The 23,815-nt window shown below is 40.8% G+C and carries 21 protein-coding genes and 2 tRNA genes; 9 read left to right on the plus strand and 14 right to left on the minus strand.

Annotated features, from left to right (window positions below; all coding sequences use genetic code 11):
• Window position 1 precedes the first annotated feature (1 nt).
• The 7 genes from HRT96_RS01545 (at window position 2) to HRT96_RS01575 (ending at window position 8,709) form a co-directional block, all read left to right on the plus strand.
• Window positions 2-697: an allophanate hydrolase subunit 1 gene (locus tag HRT96_RS01545; RefSeq protein WP_293151226.1), complete on the plus strand. Its 696-nt coding sequence runs from the start codon at window positions 2-4 to the stop codon at window positions 695-697.
• Complete coding sequence (locus HRT96_RS01550) at window positions 697-1,644, plus strand: regulator of kinase autophosphorylation inhibitor (RefSeq protein WP_293151229.1); 948 nt, start codon at window positions 697-699, stop codon at window positions 1,642-1,644. The genes HRT96_RS01545 and HRT96_RS01550 overlap by 1 nt, the downstream gene beginning before the upstream one ends.
• A 452-nt stretch (window positions 1,645-2,096) precedes the next feature.
• Window positions 2,097-3,080 carry a TAXI family TRAP transporter solute-binding subunit gene (locus HRT96_RS01555; protein WP_293151232.1) on the plus strand — a complete coding sequence of 328 codons (984 nt, stop codon included), beginning with the start codon at window positions 2,097-2,099 and terminating at the stop codon, window positions 3,078-3,080.
• Window positions 3,081-3,333: 253 nt separating this feature from the next.
• A complete protein-coding gene (locus tag HRT96_RS01560) occupies window positions 3,334-5,916 on the plus strand; it encodes a TRAP transporter permease (RefSeq protein ID WP_293151235.1) in 2,583 nt (860 codons plus the stop codon).
• Window positions 5,917-5,995: 79 nt separating this feature from the next.
• Window positions 5,996-6,430, plus strand: a complete 435-nt coding sequence (locus HRT96_RS01565; RefSeq protein WP_112714149.1) for a universal stress protein — start codon at window positions 5,996-5,998, stop codon at window positions 6,428-6,430.
• Window positions 6,431-6,594: 164 nt separating this feature from the next.
• The gene (locus HRT96_RS01570) at window positions 6,595-7,674 is read left to right on the plus strand and encodes a response regulator (RefSeq protein WP_293151241.1); all 1,080 of its coding nucleotides are present in this window, start codon (window positions 6,595-6,597) and stop codon (window positions 7,672-7,674) included.
• A 72-nt stretch (window positions 7,675-7,746) separates the two neighbouring features.
• The gene (locus HRT96_RS01575) at window positions 7,747-8,709 is read left to right on the plus strand and encodes a GGDEF domain-containing protein (RefSeq protein ID WP_293151244.1); all 963 of its coding nucleotides are present in this window, start codon (window positions 7,747-7,749) and stop codon (window positions 8,707-8,709) included.
• A gap of 85 nt (window positions 8,710-8,794) precedes the next feature.
• On the opposite strand, the gene HRT96_RS01580 is transcribed toward HRT96_RS01575, so the two are convergent.
• The 5 genes from HRT96_RS01580 to HRT96_RS01600 all read right to left on the minus strand — a co-directional run bounded on the left by HRT96_RS01580 (window position 8,795) and on the right by HRT96_RS01600 (window position 12,876).
• On the minus strand, window positions 8,795-9,001 hold the full coding sequence (locus tag HRT96_RS01580) for a DUF2986 domain-containing protein (protein ID WP_006032273.1): 207 nt from the start codon (window positions 8,999-9,001) through the stop codon (window positions 8,795-8,797).
• Window positions 9,002-9,013: 12 nt separating this feature from the next.
• Window positions 9,014-9,481 carry a DUF1456 family protein gene (locus HRT96_RS01585; protein WP_293151252.1) on the minus strand — a complete coding sequence of 156 codons (468 nt, stop codon included), beginning with the start codon at window positions 9,479-9,481 and terminating at the stop codon, window positions 9,014-9,016.
• A 186-nt stretch (window positions 9,482-9,667) separates the two neighbouring features.
• Entirely contained in the window at window positions 9,668-10,906 is a 1,239-nt protein-coding gene (locus tag HRT96_RS01590) for a hypothetical protein (protein ID WP_293151255.1), read from the minus strand.
• Between the two features lie 79 nt (window positions 10,907-10,985).
• On the minus strand, window positions 10,986-11,882 hold the full coding sequence (locus HRT96_RS01595; RefSeq protein ID WP_293151258.1) for a DMT family transporter: 897 nt from the start codon (window positions 11,880-11,882) through the stop codon (window positions 10,986-10,988).
• A gap of 142 nt (window positions 11,883-12,024) precedes the next feature.
• Complete coding sequence (locus HRT96_RS01600) at window positions 12,025-12,876, minus strand: alpha/beta fold hydrolase (protein WP_293151261.1); 852 nt, start codon at window positions 12,874-12,876, stop codon at window positions 12,025-12,027.
• Between the two features lie 223 nt (window positions 12,877-13,099).
• On the opposite strand from HRT96_RS01600, the gene yegD reads away from it, so the two are divergent.
• Entirely contained in the window at window positions 13,100-14,452 is a 1,353-nt protein-coding gene (yegD, locus tag HRT96_RS01605; protein ID WP_293151264.1) for a molecular chaperone, read from the plus strand.
• A gap of 130 nt (window positions 14,453-14,582) precedes the next feature.
• Here the strand turns inward: yegD and traF are convergent, their stop codons facing one another.
• Entirely contained in the window at window positions 14,583-15,725 is a 1,143-nt protein-coding gene (traF, locus tag HRT96_RS01610; protein WP_293151267.1) for a conjugal transfer protein TraF, read from the minus strand.
• Between the two features lie 135 nt (window positions 15,726-15,860).
• Entirely contained in the window at window positions 15,861-17,015 is a 1,155-nt protein-coding gene (locus HRT96_RS01615; protein WP_293151270.1) for a PLP-dependent aminotransferase family protein, read from the minus strand.
• 120 nt (window positions 17,016-17,135) lie between these two features.
• On the opposite strand from HRT96_RS01615, the gene HRT96_RS01620 reads away from it, so the two are divergent.
• Entirely contained in the window at window positions 17,136-18,023 is an 888-nt protein-coding gene (locus HRT96_RS01620) for a GyrI-like domain-containing protein (RefSeq protein ID WP_293151273.1), read from the plus strand.
• Window positions 18,024-18,114: 91 nt separating this feature from the next.
• On the opposite strand, the gene HRT96_RS01625 is transcribed toward HRT96_RS01620, so the two are convergent.
• The 7 genes from HRT96_RS01625 to frdA form a co-directional block, all read right to left on the minus strand.
• A tRNA-Ser gene (locus HRT96_RS01625) sits at window positions 18,115-18,205 on the minus strand.
• Between the two features lie 279 nt (window positions 18,206-18,484).
• Window positions 18,485-18,575, minus strand: a tRNA-Ser gene (locus HRT96_RS01630).
• A 185-nt stretch (window positions 18,576-18,760) separates the two neighbouring features.
• A complete protein-coding gene (locus HRT96_RS01635; protein ID WP_293151275.1) occupies window positions 18,761-19,975 on the minus strand; it encodes an ammonium transporter in 1,215 nt (404 codons plus the stop codon).
• A gap of 257 nt (window positions 19,976-20,232) precedes the next feature.
• Complete coding sequence (gene frdD, locus HRT96_RS01640; RefSeq protein ID WP_293151277.1) at window positions 20,233-20,610, minus strand: fumarate reductase subunit FrdD; 378 nt, start codon at window positions 20,608-20,610, stop codon at window positions 20,233-20,235.
• Between the two features lie 10 nt (window positions 20,611-20,620).
• A complete protein-coding gene (locus HRT96_RS01645) occupies window positions 20,621-21,010 on the minus strand; it encodes a fumarate reductase subunit C (protein WP_293151280.1) in 390 nt (129 codons plus the stop codon).
• Window positions 21,011-21,062: 52 nt separating this feature from the next.
• Window positions 21,063-21,815, minus strand: coding sequence for a succinate dehydrogenase/fumarate reductase iron-sulfur subunit (locus HRT96_RS01650; protein WP_293151283.1), 753 nt, complete (start codon window positions 21,813-21,815; stop codon window positions 21,063-21,065).
• Window positions 21,815-23,602: a fumarate reductase (quinol) flavoprotein subunit gene (gene frdA, locus HRT96_RS01655; RefSeq protein ID WP_293151286.1), complete on the minus strand. Its 1,788-nt coding sequence runs from the start codon at window positions 23,600-23,602 to the stop codon at window positions 21,815-21,817. Before frdA ends, HRT96_RS01650 begins: the two co-directional genes overlap by 1 nt.
• Between the last annotated feature and the right edge of the window lie 213 nt (window positions 23,603-23,815).

Raw genomic sequence — 23,815 nt, forward strand, 5'->3', positions numbered from 1 at the left:
TATGCAATATCAGCTCGAGATGATCGGTTATGATGCCATTCTAATTCGCTTTACCAATGCAGATAATACGCAGCTATTACCGGTGATCTACACCCTAAATCAACAACTCAAAAACGCGCCAGATTTAAGCGCCGTGATTATTGATATTATCCCCTCATATCAAACCTTACTTGTTAGCTTTAATATACTCAAGATGGAACAGTATCAGCTAGCAGATAACATTCACGCTTACGTTAGACGACTATTAAATACAGCGTCACTAAAGTCTAATCATGCTTCTCCTACTTCCGTTGATTTAATCACTATTCCTGTTTGTTACCACGAAAGTCTTGCGCCGGATCTTGAATCCTTATCACGATATGCAGCACTGAGTATCAATGACATCATCCAGATCCATTCTTCTACTATATATAGCTGTTATGCCATTGGCTTTATGCCTAACTTTGCCTATTTAGGTAATGTTGATAAACGGATACAAATACCAAGGCATGCCAAGCCAAAAAACCAAGTCGCTGCAGGTAGTGTCGGCATTGCAGATAACCAAACGGCTATTTATCCTAAGGCGAGTCCAGGGGGCTGGAAAATAATAGGTCAAAGCCCAGCTTCACTTGCTCGCTTTGCCGTTGGCTGCCGAGTTACATTTTACCCAATTTCACTCGATGAATTTAATTCTTACGACCAACAGGATGACGCATAATGACAACGACGTCCGCATTTGAGGTTATCAAACCGGGTATACATAGTTTAATTCAAGACCTAGGCCGATTCGGCTATCAACATTTAGGGATCACACCAGGAGGCCCAGCAGATCTTCACGCCTATCTCTGGGCAAATAAAATACTCAGCAATAGCAGTAATATGGCAAGTATTGAAATTCATTATGGCTTAATGAGTTTGAAAGTCTTAGCAGAGACTAGAATTGCAATTTGTGGTGCTGAGTTTAGTGTTACAATTAATGGTGAGCCCGCTTTTAATTGGCGAACGCATAACGTTAGGGCGGGTGACGTTATTCAGTATCACGGCGCTAAAACAGGAAAATGTGGATATCTCGCTGTTTTAGGTGGTTTACAGACCGAACAGATCTACCAGAGCCGCAGTACCGTAATACGTGATGAACTCAGCGAATCAACAAGGTCACCATTATACAAGAGGCAAATATTACCGATAATCCGCCAAAGTTTAAAACAGCTAACAGCAGAATATCCCACATGTGCTCGTGTTCCCCGACATTATATTCCAAATTATTCAACACCATTAATATTAGGCTTGTTGCCTTGCTACCAATGGCAACAATTAACCTTGCAGCAGCAGCAACAACTGTTAACGACTAAATATCAAGTTAGTACACAAGCCGACCGCATGGGCTATCAATTAACAGGTAAGGTGATTACCAACTTACCAACAAAACTTGCCTCAGAAGGTATTGCATTAGGCAGTGTGCAGTTACCAGCAAATGGACTGCCCATTATCTTACTTCAAGACCGGCAAACCATCGGCGGCTATCCGAAAGCAGGGGTTATTTCAGCGTTAGATTGCGGTAAATTATCACAACGCCAACAAGGTGCAAATATTACGTTCAGACTCGATAACCCGCTTATGTCATATTACAAAATGCATGCTTTTAAGCATTTTTTCAATTTTTAACAAGAGTAATTACTATCTGATCACTCTAACATTCTGAAAAACGAACACAAAACAGTCGACCAATTCAGTGACGTAGATCACGTATTTAACTTTAAATATAAATAATTGCGTTATGTTATGAAGATTTAACAAAATTTAATATCAGTCAAAAAACGCACCCTTCGAATTTACAAATGCGTATGTTTATAAAAAAAAATTCATCTTAGAGCCCAGTGTGTACTAGAATTTAGCTTAAATTAGCACAAAACAAGTGGATGTTTGTTTTTTGTTAACCCGGTGTCACAAAGTATGGTCTAAACAGATAATGATGGGTTATTTTGCTGTATCATAAGTATTGCATTATTTATTTTTGCTGATTAAATACACCCACTTGAATTTACGGATTCAATTTCATGGCCATAGAATGCCCTGAAGTAAACAAGCGACTAATGACTAATAAAAAGGAACACAACATGTCTATTACAAAAACAATTGCAAAATCACTTGCTGTAGCAAGTTTAACACTAGCAGCTGCTGCGCCAAGTATCGCAACAGCGAAAACAAGTGACTTTATTACAATCGGTACTGGTGGTGTTACAGGTGTTTACTACCCTGCCGGTGGTGCAATTTGTAAATTTGTAAACCGCAACCGTAAAGAGCACAACATTCGTTGTTCAGTAGAAAGTACTGGTGGTTCAGCTTATAACATCAACACTATGCGTTCTGGTGAACTTGATTTCGGTGTAGCACAATCTGATCAACAGTATTATGCTTACAACGGTTTAAACCAATACAAAAATCAAGGTGCTTACACAGACCTACGCGCAGTATTCTCACTACACGCTGAAGCACTAACAATTGTTGCTCGTAAAGATTCAGGCATTAAAGACTTTAAAGACCTTAAAGGTAAGCGTGTAAACGTGGGTAACCCTGGTTCAGGTCAACGCAGCACAATGGACGTTGTAATGAAAGCTTACAACTGGGATAACAGCGCGTTTTCACTTACATCAGAATTAAAAGCGAACGAACAATCTCAAGCACTTTGTGATAACAAAATCGACGCATTTGTATTCTTTGCTGGTTTCCCGAATGGTTCGATCAAAGAAGCAACAACAACGTGTGATGCAGTACTTGTAACGGTTAACGATGCAACAGTACAAAAACTCGTTGCTGATAACCCTTACTACAGCCAAGTTGTTATCCCTGGTGGCACTTACACTGGTACACCAAAAGACACAGTAACATTTGGTGCACGTGCAACCATCGTTACACCAAAATCATTATCTAATGAAATCGTGTATGAAGTAACGAAAGCTGTATTCGAAAACTTCAATACATTTAAGCGTCTACATCCATCATTTGCATCGCTAACAAAAGAAGATATGGCGAATGCAGCACTTAGTGCACCAGTTCACCCTGGCGCACTAAAATACTACAAAGAAGTTGGCCTAAGATAAGTTGACTTTTCATTAAAAAAATTAAGGGGACATTGTCCCCTTAATTTTTCAATAAAATTACATTGCCTATGTAAATCATTATTTAATTTTTACTACTCTTACTCAAGTTACTGACTATTCTTACACTACGGATTAGTGAAGCAATAAGCAGTACTCTTTCTGAAATTAAGGGTTCAGTAATTATTAATTACTCTACTAACGAATAACCGAGCCACTTCTTGTGATAAAAATATCGCAGAATGATGGAGGACAAATGTCTAAAACAGAAAATCAAACCACTAGCATGGATGCTGAACTGCAGGAAATGCTTGCACAATCAGATACTGGTGCGCGCGATCCCCAAGGTATTGCTAAAAAAATATTGTTAATTGTGCCATTTATTTGGGCGCTATTTCAATTATGGTATGCCTCTCCTCTGCCGTTCGTTTTAAATTTTGGTATTATTAACGATACTGAAGCTCGTTCTATTCATTTAGCATTTGCTATATTTTTAGCATTTACTGCTTACCCTGCAATGAAATCGTCACCGCGTGACCATGTACCGTTGACCGATTGGATTTTTGCATTCGCAGGTGCATTCAGTGCAGGTTATCTATTCCTATTTTATAATGAATTGGCTGGTCGTTCAGGCGCACCAACTACCTTTGATACTGCGGTTGCAGTAACGGGTATGTTGATGCTACTTGAAGCAACACGTCGTTCATTAGGTCCACCGCTGATGATCGTGGCACTGGTATTTTTGACTTATACCTTTGCTGGTCCTCACATGCCAGACATTATTGCCCACAAAGGGGCGAGTTTAACGAAAACAATGTCTCACCAGTGGTTAACAACCGAAGGTGTATTCGGTGTTGCGGTTGGTGTATCAACATCATTTGTATTCTTATTTGTACTATTCGGTTCGCTATTAGATAAAGCAGGGGCTGGTAACTACTTCATTAAAGTTGCATTCTCGCTACTTGGTCACATGCGTGGCGGCCCTGCAAAAGCAGCGGTGGTTGCATCAGGTTTAAGTGGCTTAGTGTCTGGCTCATCCATTGCGAACGTGGTGACAACAGGCACATTCACGATCCCACTAATGAAACGCGTTGGCTTCTCCGCAACGAAAGCGGGCGCAATAGAAGTTGCAGCATCAACAAATGGTCAGTTAACACCACCAATTATGGGTGCAGCTGCATTCTTGATGGTTGAATACGTTGGTATCCCATACATCGAAGTAATTAAAGCCGCTATTTTACCTGCGCTTATTTCTTATATTGCCCTGCTCTACATCGTGCATTTAGAAGCATGTAAAGCCGGTATGGAAGGTTTACCGCGCCGTCATAAGCCGACGATGGCAGAAAGCTTATTCTCGTTTATGACTGTTGCGATGATAATCCTCGTCTTAAGTCTTGCTGTTTACTACGGTATCGGCTGGACGAAAGATGTATTTGGCAATAATGCAACTTGGGTGCTTGGAATTATTACCATTGCTATTTATATTGGCTTAGTAAAATACTCCACTAATTTCCCTGAACTGGTCATTGATGATCCAGATAGTCCATTGCTGGTATTACCGGAACCGGGGCCAACAGCGAAAGCAGGTTTATACTTCCTCTTACCGATCGTGGTACTCGTATGGTGCTTAACCGTTGAACGTTTCTCACCTGGTCTGTCCGCGTTTTGGGCAACGATGTTTATGATTTTCATTGTGGTAACACAACGTCCATTACAAGCATACTTCAAACAAAATAAATCAGTATCAGGCGCGGTTAAAACAGGTTTTATCGAACTGTTTGACGGTATGATCACGGGTTCACGCAATATGATCGGTATCGGCGTGGCGACAGCTGCTGCAGGTATTGTTGTAGGTACTGTAACCTTAACGGGTATCGGTTTAGTGATGACCGAGTTTGTTGAGTTTATCTCCGGCGGTAACATCATGCTAATGTTAGTATTCACTGCGTTGATCAGTTTGATCTTGGGCATGGGATTACCGACAACGGCTAACTACATCGTGGTATCAACCTTAATGGCGCCTGTTATTGTTGAGATCGGTGCTCAAAATGGCTTGATCGTACCGTTAATTGCAGTGCATCTGTTTGTATTCTATTTTGGTATTCTCGCCGATGATACCCCCCCCGTAGGTCTCGCCGCATTTGCAGCGGCGGCCATTGCTAAAGCCGATCCAATTAAAACGGGTATCCAAGGTTTTACTTACGATATTCGTACGGCTATCTTACCGTTCATGTTTATCTTTAATACGCAGCTATTATTAATTGGTGTTGATTCTTGGTGGCATTTATTACTCACTATTTTCTCTGCTACCACTGCGATGTTAGTCTTCTCAGCGGCAACGCAGGGATACTGGTTCACGAAATCAAAATGGTATGAAACGATCGGATTATTATTAATCACGTTCACATTGTTCCGTCCCGGTTTCTGGTGGGATATGGTTTATCCGCCAATTGAAGAGGTAAGTCCACAACATATCGAGCAAGTACTTGCTGACTTACCAAACGGTAGTCAAGTGCGTTTACGTGTTGAAGGTGAAACGTTAGACGGTGCATTCCAAACCAAGATTGTACAACTACCTTTTGCTGACGATGCGATCACAGGTGCAGAACGATTATTGAGTACTGGTTTAGAATTACGCTTTGAGGATGACAAAACTATCGTTGATATGATTGGTTTTGGTTCTCCAGCCGAAAAATCAGGCATTGATTTTGACTGGAATATCCTAATGGTAGAACGTCCATTAGACCGTCCAGCTAAAGAGTTCCTGTTTATTCCCGCGTTACTGTTACTTGCTGGTATCGCTGCTGGTCAACGCCGTCGTATTGCTCGTAATAAGTAATCATCCTCGGTAACAATCGTATATGCAGTGTGCTTATCCACCTGCATATACCCAAACCACTTTAAATAAGTAACTCATTATGTATAAAACCATCTTACTACCCGTCGACCTTAACGAAGAAGGCTTTAGCCACGTGGCTGCCGAACATGCTTGCGCACTCGCAAAAATGTCTGGCGCAACAATTCATTTACTTAATGTGCTGCCGACCACGCAAATGCCAATGGTATCAGCACACTTCCCAACGTCGGTCTTACAAGAAATTCGAACTTCAACTCAAACAGCCCTACAACAATTTGCCAAAAAACACATTACAGATGACATTCCCGTACAATTACATCTAATGGAAGGCAAGCCGTCAAAAGAAATTATCAAAGCTGCAGATAAATACAAGGCGGATTTAATTGTAATGCCGAGTCATAAACGCGCTAAGTTGGAACTTGCATTTATTGGCTCAGTAGCAGCAAGAGTTGTTAGTTCAGCATCGATTAGTGTAATGGTTGTCAAACCACAATAAACATGCTAATGGGCAGTGTTATAAACTGCTCATTATTTTAACGCACTATATTAGGCTGTCATTAATTTCATTTAATTCATTCTATTCCTTTTACTTCCTGCCTTTTTTAGTTACTATTGCCCAATAATTCTTTGCTATTTCACTGAAAATGAAAAAGGATATTCATGTCAGTTTCTGTATTAATCTGTGATGATTCAAACCTAGCTCGTAAACAAATGGCTAAAACACTTCCCCCTTACTGGGATGTGGATGTTAGTTTTGCAGCAAACGGCGTTGAAGGTATTGATGTTATCAGAGCAGGTAAAGGTAGCATCGTATTTCTCGATCTAAATATGCCAGTGATGGATGGTTATCAAGTTTTAGAAACAATTCAAAAAGAGCAATTGAATGCACTTGTGATTGTGGTTTCTGGTGATATCCAAGCAGAAGCACTCCAACGAGTGACCGCATTAGGCGCACTTGCATTTATCAAAAAACCGGTTACAAGTCAGCAAATCGAAACCATCTTAATTAATTACGGTATTATCGAAAAAGACGAATTAGCGCAAGCAGAAACGCGATTAATGTCCCAACAAGCTGCAGAAAAAAGAAAGACAGATTTAATTCAATCTATTCCAGAAACATTACCTACGTTAGGTAACGAACTTGAATTATCGCCTGAATTTCGTGATGCATTGCAAGAAGTTGCCAATGTCGCTATGGGTCAAGCCGCCGATTTATTAGCCCGCCTGTTAGACGTGTTTGTACTGTTACCCGTACCAAATGTAAATGTCTTTGAAGCCAGTGAATTAACAATGGCATTGTCCGCAGCATCAGAACAAGCAACGATTTCAACCGTATGCCAAGGCTTTATTTGCTCCGGTATTGCTGGTGAAGCCCTGTTGTTATTCCATGATTCAAGTTTTGATGATATGGCAAAGCTAATGGGAATTTCAGAACGAGACTCTAACTTCCAAGAGAAAGAAATTCTCATGGATACAGCCAATATCCTCATTGGTGCATTTCTACAAGGCTTTAGCCAACAACTGAATGTGAGTTTTAGTCAAGGCCACCCTTCTGTTCTCGGCCAACATAGTACCGTGCAAGAAATGATTAACGCGAATAACTTTCGTAAACAAAAAACCATCGCGATTGAAATTAACTATCAAATTGAACACCATGATGTGCAATGCGATCTGTTATTACTCTTTACTGAAAAATCGCTACCAAGTTTACTTAATAGTCTTTCTTACCTCATCGATTAACTGGTTATCTTTTGATAATATACTTAACGTCAAACTGATCAAATAACAATACAGTTACAAGGAATTGTTCACATGGATAATCAACATTCAATGGATGAGCTTCATTGGATCATGGATATGGTACAAACCATTGATGCTGGTCTTGTGGTTTTAGATAAAAATTTCAATGTCCAACTTTGGAATGGCTTTATGAGCAACCACAGTGGATTGAGTCCAAGGGTGGTACAAGATTCACAACTGTTTTCACACTTTCCAGAGTTGCCAGAAACATGGCTGCGCAGTAAAATAGAATCGGTGTTTTTACTAAAAAATAACGCCTTTACCAGTTGGGAACAACGTCCGTATATTTTCCGTTTTAATAACTACCGCCCTGTCACCGGCATTTCTGAATTTATGTATCAGAATATGACGATCATACCGTTAGCCTCGCTCACAGGCGAAGTAACGCACGTTAGTTTGATTATTTATGATGTAACCGATATTGCGATTAACCGTTTGCAACTTGATAAAGCCAATGCCGAATTAGCTCGTTTAAGTCAAACAGATGCGCTTACACAGCTAAATAATCGCCATCGCTGGAATGACCTCATTGATAGTGAATTTAAACGAGTTAAACGTTATGAGCAGATATCGACATTCATGATGCTAGATATCGACAACTTCAAAAATGTGAATGATACGTATGGCCACGTCGCGGGCGACAAGGTAATAGCTGAAGTATCAAGAGTGATCCGTGAAAATGTGCGTGAAACTGATTTTTCGGCACGATACGGTGGTGAAGAGTTTGCCATTTGTTTAACTAATACAACCGCAGATAGCGCGATTATCTTAGCAGACCGTCTTCGTCAAGCCATTGAGAATACTGTAATCACAGATGATGATAACACCATAAAAGTAACAATATCGATTGGCATGGCTGAAATCACAGTGAATACCGATACCGTCGATACTTGGACTAAGAATGCCGATTGTGCATTATATAAGAGTAAAGAAAATGGCCGTAACCAATACTCGATATTTAAGCCGCGTCGTTAAGCACAGTTTAAGATAATCGATATAAACGAAAAAGGTATAGCGAAGATGCTATACCTTTTTTATATTTATCACTTTTTCATTTAAGTTAACTATTTTCAGCAGTTGGTTCTTCCTGAACACTTTCTGCCTGCTGAATAGTCTCTTCTTGCTGAGGAGCTTCAGTTTCTAACGCCATTTTTTCACGTTCCGCTTTGGAAATGTAACGTGGCTTATTAGAATGAGGGGCTAATTTAGCATTGGCTTTTTTAGCTTTTTTCTTTAATGTCGAAACAACTTTTTTCTTTCTATTCATTATTTAATCTTACTACTTGTCTTCAGGTCGGTATTTTACTTGCATGCCTGCAAGGAAGTTACGTAATATTTGATCTTTACATTCACGGTAATGTTTGTGATCAGGTTTACGGAAAAATGCACTTAGTTCGTGTTTACCTAAACGGAATTCAGCAAGTTCTAATAATTCAAGAACGTCTTCATTCTTAAGATCTAAAGCAATTTTTAACTTACGTAAAATAATGTTGTTATTGATCGCGTGTTCAGGCTCAGGTTGTGGACCGTCTTTTTTACCGCGTTTTGCATTAATTAGACCATTCAAAAAAGTGGCCATCTGCGTATCTTTACAACTCACATATGCTGGATCATCATCTTTTTTTAACCAATCGCTTATTTCGCCACGTGTAACATCAGCGTCAGCTTGTTTAAACAAGGCTATCATTTGGTCGTCACTGAAATTAAAAGTGTAGCGAATACGGCGTAAAATATCATTATTGGTCATTAATTAGTCCTAATAAGGCTAGCGTGATGTCGTTATGACTCACAATTTAAGTTATGGCGCACAGTATAGCAGATAACCTAGAATTGATAACAGGCAATACGTACAATCTCAACACCCTAAGCAAGCAAGATCCCCCCCCTAAACTAAAGTCTCTGCATTTAGAAAAATTAATTCGTGATCTAGGCGTTAACCATCCAGCAACCAGTGCCTTATTTTATTATATACATCAGGATGATAGAGTAAGTCCATATGATTCATATCACGACCAATCCACTGATGTTGTTCAGGAAAGGTAAGGTGCAGTAAATCATCATGATGACGACCTAGGGCACTATCTACATTTACTAAACCATCACCAATTAAACCATCGCCGACTGCTGTTGATTGCTTAGCTTTAACTGCCGCAACCGTATAACAATGCACACCATTAGGTAATGCTAATGATCCACGATCGTCCACTGCATAACTAAAACGATCTTTACCCTGCCAGTCTTCATCGATAATCGAACCATAACGTAAGTCAGTAATACCTGCGCTACGAATTTGCCCTAACTTAGCAAAAGGTAAACTATATGGATTGGAACCAAGTAAGACATCAATCAGGTTACCACCTTTTTCAAGTGCCGAGCCATGATGCGGTGTGCCTAAAAATACCATCTTATTTACTTGTTCTAACCAAGTATGCTGCGCCTCTTTACCATAATGAAACGCACTACGAGAGACGAGCCCCCCCATACTGTGAGCCAGAATAGACAATGACAAAGGTTGCGGTGATATCGTCACTAAATACTGTAATAGTGCGGCTAAATCACGGCCATTTTCTGAAATATGTCGACCGGTATTATAGTGCAAGTAAATCGGTTCATAACCAAGATCACGTGCTAATTCTATACCGTGATCATGTTCGTCAACTTGCCACTGCAAATCATTCATACATAACCCGTGCACCATTAACAATATCTTGCCATCAGATGTTTCGATCAACTTACGTAATGCGACATCAGATAAAGCTTTACCGTCCCGGCGTAATTGCATGATCACAGCAAGTGGGTTTTCACGTTCCAGTAAATAGTCACCTAATACACCATTAAGCATCGAAATGGCGACTTCACGTTGAAGAGATGATTCATGCTGGCCAAATGCCGAGCCAAATTGAGATAAAGAAAGATCAATTTTATCACCAACGAATGCGGTAACATTGCGAATATTACGGTATACAAAGCCAGTCACACCACGTGTTGTTGTCGGTTTGTCTTTATCATTAAGGCCTAAACTCAAAATGGTATAATGCAGTGCTTCAACAATATCGGTTAAACCAGTCACTGCATCTACCGCAAGCTGATTAACACCACGGATATCATTGGCACGATCGGAGTGAGAGCGTTTTATTTCTAGATTTTTTGATTTTCTGCGGGTGTTAAACATACAGCACCTTTTGTATTTAGCGTTAGCAACGAGTTTAAATCATGACTCTGTTGTAACGCTAAATACTTGAATGCACAATCTAGGTTTTGTTTACGTTCGCTTGTCGTTGTAATAAAAAGGTTGCGGAGGCTGACAATAAAATGCCTGGGATCACTTGCATATTAATACTTTGCCCGTTCACCAGCAGTGATAACAAGGCAACGACAGCAGGATTCATATAAATATATGCCATCACCCGTGTAGGTCCTAACGCAACAGTGGTTTTCTGATACAAATACACCGTCATTAGTGTTGCACCAATCACTAAATAGGCCATGTACAATACCGATTCACCTTGGATAAGATGCCACTCTAGCGGTAATCCTGATAACCAAAGTGCCAGCCCCATCCAAATACAGCCACCGAGTAAGGTACTAAATACCATGACAATCAGTTCATCACCACGGTATAAACGCTTCATCGAAATGGAATAGCAACACATAGAGACGCAACCCGCGATAAACAATAAGTCGCCATTGTTGAGTGAAAAATCCACTAGTCGAGACAAATCACCTGCAAAAATAACCCAGCAAGTACCCAGCGCACCAAGTAGATAGATCATTAGCTGCTTCGCTTTAATCTTATCTTTAAATACCAACACGCATAACATGGCGGTTATAAACGGCACCAAGGTATACAAGGTACCAGTATTTAATGTTGTGGTTATTTTCAATGCTTCAAACTGAAAAATAAAGAACATTGAATAGAATAAGCTGATCACCATCGAACGCGGTAAGGTTCGTAACACCTTATTACGCCATTTTTTGGTGAATAAAATAAACGGTAATAATAAACTCACCGCTCCAGCGAAACGCAGCAAAGTTAAAGAGAATGGGTTTATTAGACCGGCAAGGTTTGCAGATGCTAAAAATGATCCTCCCACTAAAGTAGTCGCAAGCACCACAAGAAGGTGAAATTTGATATTAGATTGTGCCAAGCCTAGGCCTTATTTGGGTATTAATGGTATTTTTCGGCAAGATTAGCACGCAAACAACATAATTTCACTCGGTACTTCAGAAGTGTAAATATTTTTTAGTTAAAATTAATTTTTGTTTGATAAAAAATAATTTAACCTACAGCTATGACGACGAAGCTAACCAATTTGATGTGTCCTGCCATACTGATTCAGACATAGACCGCTTGAAAAAGCCAAAATGATCAATCGATCGCATGCCGACCTGCTTAGGATCAACCACAATCATATCTGACGGTGCATTTTTAAAATGTTGTTGCAGTGCTTTGACACAACTCGGTGGTGCAAATCGGCTGTCATCCGCCATGGCATAAAAGCGCATATTACCAGTATATCGGTGATAACCATCGTGTAATTCGTTGCCTTGCTCATCAGTATAGAAGGGTTTACGCCCAAAACGACTCCAATCCCTGATTACTTGCTTCGGTAAGTATTCTGCACCCAACACCCACTTTGGTAACCCTTTATTAACACTATAAAACAAAGGTAAAACACAATAAAAGAATAGCACTGATAATGGCTGGTCTTTACGCGCCCAATTTTTCCAATGAATTTGCTGTGCGGCAATATTTAGAAACGATTCATAACGATTATTATTTGGAGTAATACCAAGTAACTGGCCACCGATAGAATGACCAACACCTGACATTTTCATTTCAGGATAATGGCTTTGTGTCCAAGTTAATACAGCGTCCATATCAAGCTGCCCCCAATGTATCATACTGGCCGGTTTCGCGTTCACACTCGCTTGTTTACTATCGCCAATACCACGATAGTCATAGGTGATTATCGTGAAGCCTTGGGCACATAAAAACTCAGCATAAGGTTGATAATACTTACGTAATACCCCTGTCGCCCCATTTATAATAACAACACGGCCATTACTCTTATCCGGTTTGAACTGACTCGCGACAAGCTGGTAGCCATCAAGCGTACTAATTTCAATTGTGTTTATCATATTCTTAATCCATGAAATCAATAAATTAACTAGTCAGTTATTTAACCATAGCCTCTCATCCTTTACATTCGCCCTAATGACAAACACGTGTTACCCACCATTGCGTTAGATTAATGCAAACGGACTATTACGTCCGCGATTAAATAAGTTACTATTTCAATCTGGTTTCACGTATCTCGGCAGTGTACAATGCGCGGCTTGTGTGATTTTATTGGAATAAATTATGTTTGTCGGTTTTGACTACGGTACTTCTAACTGTGCCGTTGGGTATGTTAACAATGCTAACCCGGAACTTGTGTCTCTTGGCCAGAACAGTTCTTATCTAGCATCAACATTATATGCTTCGCACCGTAATATGATCCCTAACTGGGTCGCGCGCCACTTGCCTGACTCAGTAGCAAAACCAAATTATCTGCAATTACGTCGAGGTCCAATTCAAGCAGGCCGAAACTTAATTAATGATGGTTATGAAGACCAACTTTTCTTTGGCCAAGAAGCCCTTGATACATACCTAGAAGATCCCGAAGACGGTTACTATATCAAGTCACCAAAATCATTCTTAGGGGCCACCAGCTTAAGTCCGATGCAACTAGCTCTGATGGAAGATGTAGTGACGGCGATGGTCTGCAATATCAAAAATAAAGCAGAAGCACAATTAGATAAACAAATAACCCAAGTTGTGATGGGTAAACCGGTGAACTTCCAAGGCCTGAAAGGCGAAGAAAGTAACCAACAAGCGTTATCACTATTAACCACAGCGGCACAACGCGCTGGCTTTAAAGATATTGAATTTCTGTATGAACCACTTGCGGCAGGTTTTGATTATGAACAAAGCCTCACCACAGAGAAAACCGTACTTGTGGTCGATATTGGTGGTGGTACAACGGATTGTTCATTACTCAAGATGGGACCTGACAATTACGGTCTTAGCGATCGTTTTCAGCATGTGTTAGGTTACTCTGGTGAACGTATTGGTGGTAATGATTTTGATATTCATTTTGCACAAAAGTCATTAATGCCGCTCTTCGGCCTAGGTTCACATTTAACCAGTGGCCTACCGATGCCAGTAAAACCGTTCTGGGATGCGGTAGCGATTAATGACATCGGCTGTCAGACTGATTTTTATAGCCAGCGCAGTCGTATTGGTTTAAAAGATTTATACAAAAACGCGGAACAAAAACAGTTAATTTCTCGTTTACTCAATGTGCAGCAACAAAAGCAAACATATCAGGTGGTCAACCTTGCTGAGCAGATGAAAAAGCAATTGTCACAAGATACCAGTACAATCGCCGATTTAGGCTTTGTCGAAAATGGTTTAACCTTGCCGTTATCCCGTCAAGCGCTAGAAGCAGCCAATGCGCCACAGTTAACCAAAATCAAAGCATTAATGGATGAAACGATCTCACAAGCTCAAACAACACCAGATGTTATCTTTGTGACAGGTGGGACGGCGAAGTCGCCAATCATCTTCCAATATATTCAACAACACTATCCTCACTGTGAAATCATTATTGGTGATCACTTTGGTAGTGTAACTAAAGGTTTAACCCGCTGGGCAGAGAAGCTTTTTTCTTAATCAATGGTACTTAATTAACGACGGTTTATTAACGACGGTTTATTAACGAAAGTTAATTCGAAATGATAAATAATAGATAACAAAAAGGGCTGTATAAGTCAGCCCTTTTAAGTATCTACATTAATGAGTTTTAGAAAGTGAAGCTTAAACTCGCTGATGCGCCAACTTGATTATCACTACCGTAAGAACCCGCAACATCCAAGTTTAACGTGCCAAATGGGCTAATACCAATACCGGCAGTTAACGAGTCTTCCATAGTATCTTGAAGATCATGCTCAAAGCCTGCACGTAATTGCGCCCAATGCCATGCGTTCACTTCAACACCAACACGTACAAACTGGGTATTATCTTCTAATTCCACATAACGAGTTTGTTCTGTTAAATCAACATCTACACCAAAAGTGAAATATTCCTCCGCGTAAGCGAGACCTAACGTCGCTTGTGGATTCATTTCATAAGTGTAAAGACCAGGCGTTGTTGACTTGATTTCTTGCGCTAATACGTCTTTTACCGCTAATGCCACGCGGTAATTGTTCTTAATCCATACCGCACCTAAATCGACGTTAAATGCAGTCACTTCAGTATCAGCGTTTTCTAATTCAAGATCAAAATCATCAACATTAGATATATCTGAATAGGTTTGTAGTATTTGATATTTAGGTGTTACACCAAATGAAAATGATTCACCATATATTGTATATTTCTTAGCTAAAGCAACGCCAAACTCAGTATAAGCAAAACCTGTAACTATAACGTTTGTATTCCTATATCGTGCTTCTACATCAATGTAGTTGTCACCGGTGTTTTCGGCAACACCCACATTAGCAATAGCCTCAACATAACCACGCCCATATATACTCACTGAAACATTATTACTTGGAATTGCAACAGCGAAAGCAACACCAGCAGTTATACTAACTGGCTTGTTACCTTCAAGATCATCTAAGTATTGATTCATTTTATTTAAGTCAGATTGTGATGAACCCATATTCAAATTTTCTGCATCATCTTGTAAATCAGTGATCGTTTCTAAGGAACTATCCGCATCCTTGGCATTAACCCCAAGAGCAGGTAATAAAATACCGATATCATCTGACTTATGGAATACGGCAAGTAATGCAGGATTATAAAGAGGGGCGACTAAATAATCTGCGGTTGCAACACCGATATTACCCATTGCATTTGAGCGACCATCAGGCGCATAACTTGCGGCTGTTGAAGCTAAAGAGGTGAATGCCAGTGCGAGGCCAAGTGAAAATCCATTTTTTGACATAGTATCAACCGTAGTCCTTATAATTTTAAATAACTCGATTGTAGTCTGATAATGAATGCGGTGACACCAGCATTAATGCTTTAGTTCAAATTCTGATGAAAAGATCATAAAATAATTAATACTGTAGTACTAGGATCACCCTTTAATACTTTTTAGTACTTGTGCTAATCGATTAACTGCCAACAATAGATCGGCATGACAGGCATTAGTAAAATTCAACCTAAATGCAGCAGCCTTCCCGACTTCTGATTGATAGAATACCGAGCTAGGGACCACAGCAACACCCACATCGAGCATAGCTTTGGCAAGGTTATCAACATTACATTCCGGCAGACGTAGCCAAATAAACATACCGCCTTCTACTGGTTCAAACTGACAATTATCTGGTAATTTTTCGGTTAATAAATCAGCTAAATATTGATAACGTTGACGATATAACTGTCGAAGTCCATCTAAATGTTTTGGAAAGTCTTCATGTTGTAATAGATCCAGCAACACAGCTTGCATTGGTTGACTTGAATGTAAATCAGCACCTTGTTTTACACGTTCGAGTGCAGAGATCCAATTCTTAGGACCGCTCACTAAACCTAAACGGATCCCTGGCGTAGCTATCTTAGAATATGAACGCAGTACAATCGCCTGTTCTGGGCAGAAGCTAGATACCAAAGGTAATTCAGTACCCGCAAAACGTAATTCACGGTAAGGGGCATCTTCAATCAGTGCCACGTTATATTGCTGACACAATTGCGCGACTTTTTTACGTACTTCAAGCGACCAACATACCCCGGTTGGATTATGGAAATCAGGTACGGCATAAAACATTTTTATTGTCTTATTGGCAAAGCATTGCTCTAATTCTTGTAAATCAGGGCCGTCTTCGCGCTGCTGAATACTTTCAATGCTAGCTTGTGCTAATCCAAATACCTGTAAAGCGCCTAGGTAGCTAGGTGCTTCCATCACCACTTTGTCACCCGCGTCTAAAAATGCACGGGCAATCAAATCAAGTCCTTGCTGCGACCCAGTACAAACCAGCGCATCTTGCTGCTCTGATAATTGGTAACACTCACGAAAATAAGCTAATAAAGGCCCATATCCTGCGGTACTACCGTATTGGAACAGTTCTGATCGCGTAGTCAATTGCTGAATGCTCTGTTCCATTAGCGCTAATGGGAAATGCTCACCATCAGGTAACCCCCCCGCTAATGAGATGACATCTGCAGAGTTAGCGACACTCAAAATTTCTCTTATGTAAGACGGTTTAATGGCTTGTAATGATTTCGCTAACTGCATAGTGTATCTCTCTGGTGGTTAATAACGATGTGACTCACATTCATACTACGGATATAAATTTGACATGGCACGTCCATTTATGCGCTTATAGATGTCCATTTATGCTTTTATAAGATCACTATGTCGACAAGCCCGTCTTTAAATCATCAAACATCACGAATAAATGATGTACTCTATTTTATCCATAGTGATATTAGTGCTGAACTGCCAGCTAGAAAGTTGGCTGAGATCGCCGCCTATTCTGAACAACATTTTCACCGCGTGTTCAAAAGTGTTGTCGGCGAATCCGTCCACCAATACATTCGCCGTAGCCGTTTAGAGTTTGCCGCTAACCAACTCATGTTTGATACCCGTAGTTCGGTCGTCACTGTCGCCACAAAATCAGGTTTTGCCTCGGTATCCTCTTTTAGCCGTGCATTTAAAGCCACCTTTGCCATGTCACCGGGAGAATGGCGCAGTAAAGACTTAGCCACCAGCACCCCGCCTTATTTACGCGATCCAGAGATTGCAGCTGCTTACTCACGAATTCAAAGCCGCATATTGCCCCGAGTCCAAATTATTGAATTACCCGAGAGGCATGTGGCTTATGTCCGCCATCAAGGTTATGGCCGATCCATTCGTCTCGCTTGGCAAACTCTAGTGGCGTGGGCCAATGTGGAAGGCAGAAGTTATCAACAACAGTTTGGCTTGCATCACTCTAACCCCGCTTTTGTCGGCTTAGAACAATGTCGCTACGTGGCATGTCTAGCAATAGATAAACCTTTGCTGCGCCGTGGCATGGTGAATAGCATGGTGATCCCTGGTGGCTTACACGCAGTATTTAAATTAACGGGAAAATATGGAGAGTTACTGCCTTATCTAAGTAAGATAATTGAGCAATGGCTACCATCATCCGGATTTAAAATGCAATCAACACCTGCTTATGTCCATTACCAGAAAAATCACTTTTTAGACGATGATGAACAGTTTGAATTGCAATTTTGCTTACCTATTTCAACCTTCTTTTAGAACTATTATGTTCAAAACAGGAACTGGAATAAAACGCCAGATAGAAAAAAGCCGGAACTTAAATGAATAAGTTCCGGCTTCTCTAATTAGATGGCGGAGGAGGAGAGATTTGAACTCTCGAGGAGCTATTAACCCCTGCTGGTTTTCAAGACCAGTGCATTCGGCCACTCTGCCACCCCTCCGCAGCAGGTTCGAATAATAGGTCAAACTCAGTTGTTTGTAAACACACGTCACAGAATAAATTATAATTTCATTTCAGTCAGTTAAATAACCAACCAATTGTATAAAAACACAACACAACATTGAATTTCACGGACTGCATATGAACTGAATAGTGCAATCATCATTATCAAATACTGGGCGTTGATTATTTTTATGAGATTAAAATTAGAAAATAATAAAAGTCGTAGAAAGCAAAAAGCCGGAACTTAAATGAATAAGTTCCGGCTTTTCTAAATAGATGGCGGAGGAGGAGAGATTTGAACTCTCGAGGAGCTATTAACCCCTGCTGGTTTTCAAGACCAGTGCATTCGGCCACTCTGCCACCCCTCCGCAGCAAAGTGCATACTAGAGGAACTTCAGTTTCATGTAAATACACGACTCTGAATAAATTGAAAATAGTTATAATTACAAATAACAATGCTCAACTTACAGACAAATAGTCTCCATTTAGCTCGATATAACTTAATTTAGCGACTCCAACAGCCTCTACTATCGTTGTTATTTACCCACGATTATTATTTATCCATCGATGTAGCACCAATTCTATGGATGGCAATATCTGCACCGTGGTATTCAGCTTCTTCATCAAGACGAATACCGACTAATTTATGTATCGTGCCATAAACCAGGAAACCACCGACAAGCGCAATAATCGCACCCGCTATCGTACCAAGGATCTGAGCCATAATGCTAACACCACCTAGACCACCAAAAGCTTCGCTACCAAATATACCTGCAGCAATACCACCCCAAGCACCACATAATCCATGCAACGGCCAAACACCCAGTACATCATCAAACTTAGGGAACTTATTCTGCACCAAGGTAAAGACAGCGACAAACAGACCGCCTGCCACACAGCCCACAACAAGCGCGCCAATCGGATGCATTATATCTGACCCAGCGCAGACCGCGACCAGACCTGCTAAAGGACCATTATGAATAAAGCCCGGATCTTTATTTCCGACCACCATAGCAACCAAGGTGCCACCGACCATCGCCATTAAGCTATTAACCGCAACTAATCCTGAGATCCCATCCAAGGTTTGTGCTGACATCACATTAAAGCCAAACCAACCCACGGTAAGCACCCAAGAACCTAAGGCTAAGAAAGGGATATTTGAAGGCGCAAACGCAATCACTCGACCATCGCGGTAACGTCCCTTACGCGAACCCAGTACCAGGATTGCAGCAAACGCGATCCAACCACCAACACTATGTACGACCACTGAACCGGCAAAATCATGAAATTCAGCGCCAAATGTTGCGCCTAACCAAGCTTGAAAATCATAATTTCCATTCCAGATCATGCCTTCAAAGAAAGGATACACAAAACCGACAATCAACACAGAAGCCATTAACATCGGATAAAATTTGGCGCGTTCTGCCACACCGCCCGAAATAATCGCCGGAATTGCCGCTGCAAAGGTAAGTAAGAAGAAGAATTTTACTAATTCATAACCATTGTTCTGAGTAAGTTCATTAGCGCTGGCAAAAAAGTCCATACCATAAGCAATTTGATAACCAACAAAAAAGTAAGCTAATGTCGACATAGCAAAATCAGTCATGATTTTAACCAATGCATTAACCTGATTTTTATGTCGAACCGTACCAACTTCCAGAAAAGCAAAACCAGCATGCATGGCCAACACCATGATTGCACCCAGCAAAATAAACATAGTGCTAGCGCTTTGCACTAACGTCTCTACTGCACTATTCACATTTTCCAAGACTTAATCCCTCTTTTAGTATCAGCGTAATCCACTACGCTGATATCTCATCCCTGCACGACACAATTAAAGATATTTAATAAACATATCAATTACATTAATCATACATAAAGTAAATATGATGTCTATAGCAGCGCTATCTACGATTCAAGATGAGCGATTGGATCAATATAGAAAAGAGAGGGATACGAAAAATAACAAGCGTCACTTAAATTAAATGACGCTTTCTCGTTAAGCATGGCACTTACAAGCTGCGATTAAATCATTTGTAATAACAAGGTAAATACAAACACAGTCACTGCAAATGCAAAACCATAACTGATCACTTGCTGCCAATCTCGACCGCGTTTAACACCTAAATCATGCAATGCATGAAATATACGATGTAAGGTATGCCATAGCGGCAGCGTAACTAGCACCAATATAATACCTGCGCCATACCAAGTAGTCGCAAAGCCATGCAGGGTTTGATAATTAAAGTTACCTTGATCTATGATCCCCAACGGAATTAATAGACCAGTAAGCACAATCATCACTGGCGTTAAAAACGCAGTTAACATGCCTCCAGCACCAAACAATCCCCAAAACACCGGTTCATGCGAGCGTACGTAGGTTTTCTTATTCATCTCAGACATAACTCGCTCCTTACAACATAATAACTAATAGACAAAAAACAGTCGCGGCAGCAAAAGCCGCATAATGACCCGAGACAATAATCTTGTCATCGAGGCGTTTTCCTTTTATCCATAAATCAACAGCTTTAGGCGCTAATGAAAACCAGGTCACGGTATGATACAGCGCGAATGCTAATGCGATCAGATGAAAAATAACCGCAACAGGGTTATGTAATGATTCAAGCCACCCATTAAAAGCGACTTCACCTTGGCTAAGTCTTAACAGACCCCAGGCGAGTATCAAACTATAAATAGTGATAAATACACTACTGCCTTCGCGGAGCATATACTTGGTATAAAAAAGTTGTTTCATCCACCAGTCGGTAGGCAGCACTCTTGTATAAGGTTTACGTTTACTCATTGCTATTCCTCACTATGTTCTGCTCACTATTTACTGCTACTATTCACCGCGACTACTCAGGTTTAAACATGCCAATTAGGTAGTCTTTACTGCTCTCAACTTTTAACAGCTGAATTGCAGCCGCAGGATCAACCCCTTTCGGACAAACCACGGAACAGTAACCAACAAATGTACAAGCCCAAACACCTTCTTCTTGGTTCACTATTTTCATCCGCTCTGCAGTGCCGGTATCACGACTGTCACGGTTATAACGCGCCAGTAATGCAAGAGCTGCAGGACCAATAAATTTAGTATCCAGCGCATATTGTGGACACGCGGAGTAGCACAGTCCGCAATTAATACACATGGAGAATTTTTTATATTTCTCCATCTGCTCAGGCGTTTGCTTGTACGTCCCTTCTGATAAACATTTCTTATCTTGCGTTCCGGTTTTCTCTGGAATGATATACGGTTTTATCTCTTCGAGCTTTTTAATAAAATCATCCATGACTACCACTAAATCACGCTCAATAGGGAAATTAGCCAGTGGTTCTAAACTGATTTTATTCGGGAAGTAATCACGTAAGAATGCTTTGCAGCCTAATTTGGGTACACCATCAACCATCAAACCACAACTGCCGCAAATGGCCATACGACAAGACCAGCGAAAGCTGATTGTGGCATCAAGATGATCCTTAATATATTGCAGCGCCTCTAAAATCGACATATCGGCTCTATAAGGCAGTTCAAATGTTTGGGTAAACGGTTTGTCATCCATCTCTGGGCGATAACGCAGAATGTCTATGTTGATACTTTGCTGAGTCATTATTTTATCCCCTGCGCTAATTTTTCACCCGCAGCACCATAAGCACGGACTGCAGGTTGACTCTTGGTGATCTTCACATCGCTATAATCAATTTTTGGCGCTTTATCAACTTGATAGTAAGCCAGTGAATGCTTTAAGAATTTCTTATCATCACGCGCTTCAAAGCCATCAATACGCTGATGTGAACCACGAGACTCCTCACGTAAAATAGCACTGTGGGCCATTGCCTCAGCAGTATCGAGTAGATAACCCAGTTCAATGGTGTAAAGGAAGTCAGTATTAAACACGCTGGATTTGTCTTCGACTTTAACGTTTTTATAACGCAACTTTAACTCTGCTAATTTATCAATGGTCTTTTGCATTGATTCCTGAGTACGGTAGATGCCAACGCCCTCTTCCATACAATCACCCATCTCTTGACGGATAACGGCAGACTTTTCAGTACCGTCGCTGTGCAACAGAGCGTCCATGCGTTTGATCACCGTTTCTGCTTGGGCTTTAAGTGGCGCAATATCTTGATGTTGATGGTTACTCGCATAATTTGCCGCTTCTTGACCAGCAAGTTGACCAAATACTGCGAGTTCCGTCAGGGAGTTAGATCCTAAACGGTTAGCGCCATGTAAACCGACCGAAGCACATTCACCAACCGCATATAACCCAGCGAGTGAGGTTGCCGTTTTCGCATCAGTCGCTATACCACCCATAGTGTAATGCACAGTAGGACGTACTGGGATAGGTTCATAAACCGGATCAACACCGACATACGCTTTGGCCAGTTCACGAATAAAAGGCAAGCGTTCATTGATTTTCTCTTCGCCTAGATGACGTAGATCGAGATAGACATAATCGCCACGTTCACCTTCAACAACTTGTCCTTTTTGTTGCTCTTGCCAGAAACATTGGCTGAGTTTGTCACGTGGGCCGAGTTCCATGTATTTATTCTTGGTTTGACCAACGGGCACTTCAGGTCCTAAACCGTAATCTTGCAGATAACGATAGCCATCTTTATTGACTAAAATACCACCTTCACCACGACAGCCTTCGGTCATCAAAATACCACTACCAGGTAAGCCTGTTGGGTGATATTGCACAAACTCCATATCGCGCAGTGCAATACCATGGCGATAAGCCAGTGACATACCATCACCGGTAACAATACCGCCATTGGTGTTGTAGCTATACACTCGCCCTGCACCACCCGTTGCCATGATCACTGATTTTGCTTGGATCAGTTTTATTTCACCTTCGGCGATATCGAGAATAACCACGCCTTGGATCTTGCCATCTTCAACGATTAGATCTAAACAGAAATGTTCGTCAAATCGGGTGATCTTCGGATGCTGAATCGATGTTTGAAACAGGGTATGCAGAATATGAAAGCCACTTTTATCCGCTGCAAACCAAGTACGCTCTATTTTCATGCCACCAAAAGCGCGCACATTAATCGACCCGTCAGCTTTACGGCTCCACGGACAACCCCAATGTTCTAATTGCGTCAATTGCTTCGCGGCATTTTCAACAAAGTACTCAACCACATCTTGTTCGCATAACCAATCGCCACCCGAAACGGTATCGTTAAAATGATTATCTAAAGAGTCATGGTCCTGCGCGACACCCGCGGCACCACCTTCAGCTGCAACGGTATGACTACGCATTGGATAGACTTTGGAAATAAGGGCGATATCAAGCTCAGGATGATTTTCAGCTATTTCTATCGCTGCACGTAAACCCGAGCCGCCGGCACCAATAATGGCAACATCTGTTTGAATAATTTTAAATTTATGCATATTCACTCACATCAAAGTTAGTTTAAAAGCAAGTAGCCACTAAGAGGTATTTTAATGCGAATGTCGTCGACAGTGTTTGATATGAATCAATAACAATATCTAAATTAATCGAGCTTAGATATTGAATTACATTTTGTGATCTGGCTGTAGTTAACAACTCGATTCTAGGTATTGTTTAGCGGTTTTATTAGTACAAGGCAAGGAGGGATATTT

Origin of the sequence: Moritella sp. (assembly GCF_013215705.1) — a bacterium.
Taxonomy (GTDB): Bacteria; Pseudomonadota; Gammaproteobacteria; order Enterobacterales; family Moritellaceae; genus Moritella.

What these genes read in the sequence shown, in the direction of transcription:
- HRT96_RS01620 (WP_293151273.1), top strand. Translation starts at nt 17,136, where the DNA reads ATGTCGACAAGCCCGTCTTTAAATCATCAAACATCACGAATAAATGAT.
- HRT96_RS01590 (WP_293151255.1), bottom strand. Translation starts at nt 10,906, where the DNA reads ATGTTTAACACCCGCAGAAAATCAAAAAATCTAGAAATAAAACGCTCT.
- frdD (WP_293151277.1), bottom strand. Translation starts at nt 20,610, where the DNA reads ATGTCTGAGATGAATAAGAAAACCTACGTACGCTCGCATGAACCGGTG.
- HRT96_RS01555 (WP_293151232.1), top strand. Translation starts at nt 2,097, where the DNA reads ATGTCTATTACAAAAACAATTGCAAAATCACTTGCTGTAGCAAGTTTA.
- HRT96_RS01585 (WP_293151252.1), bottom strand. Translation starts at nt 9,481, where the DNA reads ATGACCAATAATGATATTTTACGCCGTATTCGCTACACTTTTAATTTC.
- HRT96_RS01600 (WP_293151261.1), bottom strand. Translation starts at nt 12,876, where the DNA reads ATGATAAACACAATTGAAATTAGTACGCTTGATGGCTACCAGCTTGTC.
- yegD (WP_293151264.1), top strand. Translation starts at nt 13,100, where the DNA reads ATGTTTGTCGGTTTTGACTACGGTACTTCTAACTGTGCCGTTGGGTAT.
- traF (WP_293151267.1), bottom strand. Translation starts at nt 15,725, where the DNA reads ATGTCAAAAAATGGATTTTCACTTGGCCTCGCACTGGCATTCACCTCT.
- frdA (WP_293151286.1), bottom strand. Translation starts at nt 23,602, where the DNA reads ATGCATAAATTTAAAATTATTCAAACAGATGTTGCCATTATTGGTGCC.
- HRT96_RS01575 (WP_293151244.1), top strand. Translation starts at nt 7,747, where the DNA reads ATGGATAATCAACATTCAATGGATGAGCTTCATTGGATCATGGATATG.
- HRT96_RS01615 (WP_293151270.1), bottom strand. Translation starts at nt 17,015, where the DNA reads ATGCAGTTAGCGAAATCATTACAAGCCATTAAACCGTCTTACATAAGA.
- HRT96_RS01550 (WP_293151229.1), top strand. Translation starts at nt 697, where the DNA reads ATGACAACGACGTCCGCATTTGAGGTTATCAAACCGGGTATACATAGT.
- HRT96_RS01570 (WP_293151241.1), top strand. Translation starts at nt 6,595, where the DNA reads ATGTCAGTTTCTGTATTAATCTGTGATGATTCAAACCTAGCTCGTAAA.
- HRT96_RS01645 (WP_293151280.1), bottom strand. Translation starts at nt 21,010, where the DNA reads ATGAGTAAACGTAAACCTTATACAAGAGTGCTGCCTACCGACTGGTGG.
- HRT96_RS01580 (WP_006032273.1), bottom strand. Translation starts at nt 9,001, where the DNA reads ATGAATAGAAAGAAAAAAGTTGTTTCGACATTAAAGAAAAAAGCTAAA.
- HRT96_RS01650 (WP_293151283.1), bottom strand. Translation starts at nt 21,815, where the DNA reads ATGACTCAGCAAAGTATCAACATAGACATTCTGCGTTATCGCCCAGAG.
- HRT96_RS01545 (WP_293151226.1), top strand. Translation starts at nt 2, where the DNA reads ATGCAATATCAGCTCGAGATGATCGGTTATGATGCCATTCTAATTCGC.
- HRT96_RS01565 (WP_112714149.1), top strand. Translation starts at nt 5,996, where the DNA reads ATGTATAAAACCATCTTACTACCCGTCGACCTTAACGAAGAAGGCTTT.
- HRT96_RS01560 (WP_293151235.1), top strand. Translation starts at nt 3,334, where the DNA reads ATGTCTAAAACAGAAAATCAAACCACTAGCATGGATGCTGAACTGCAG.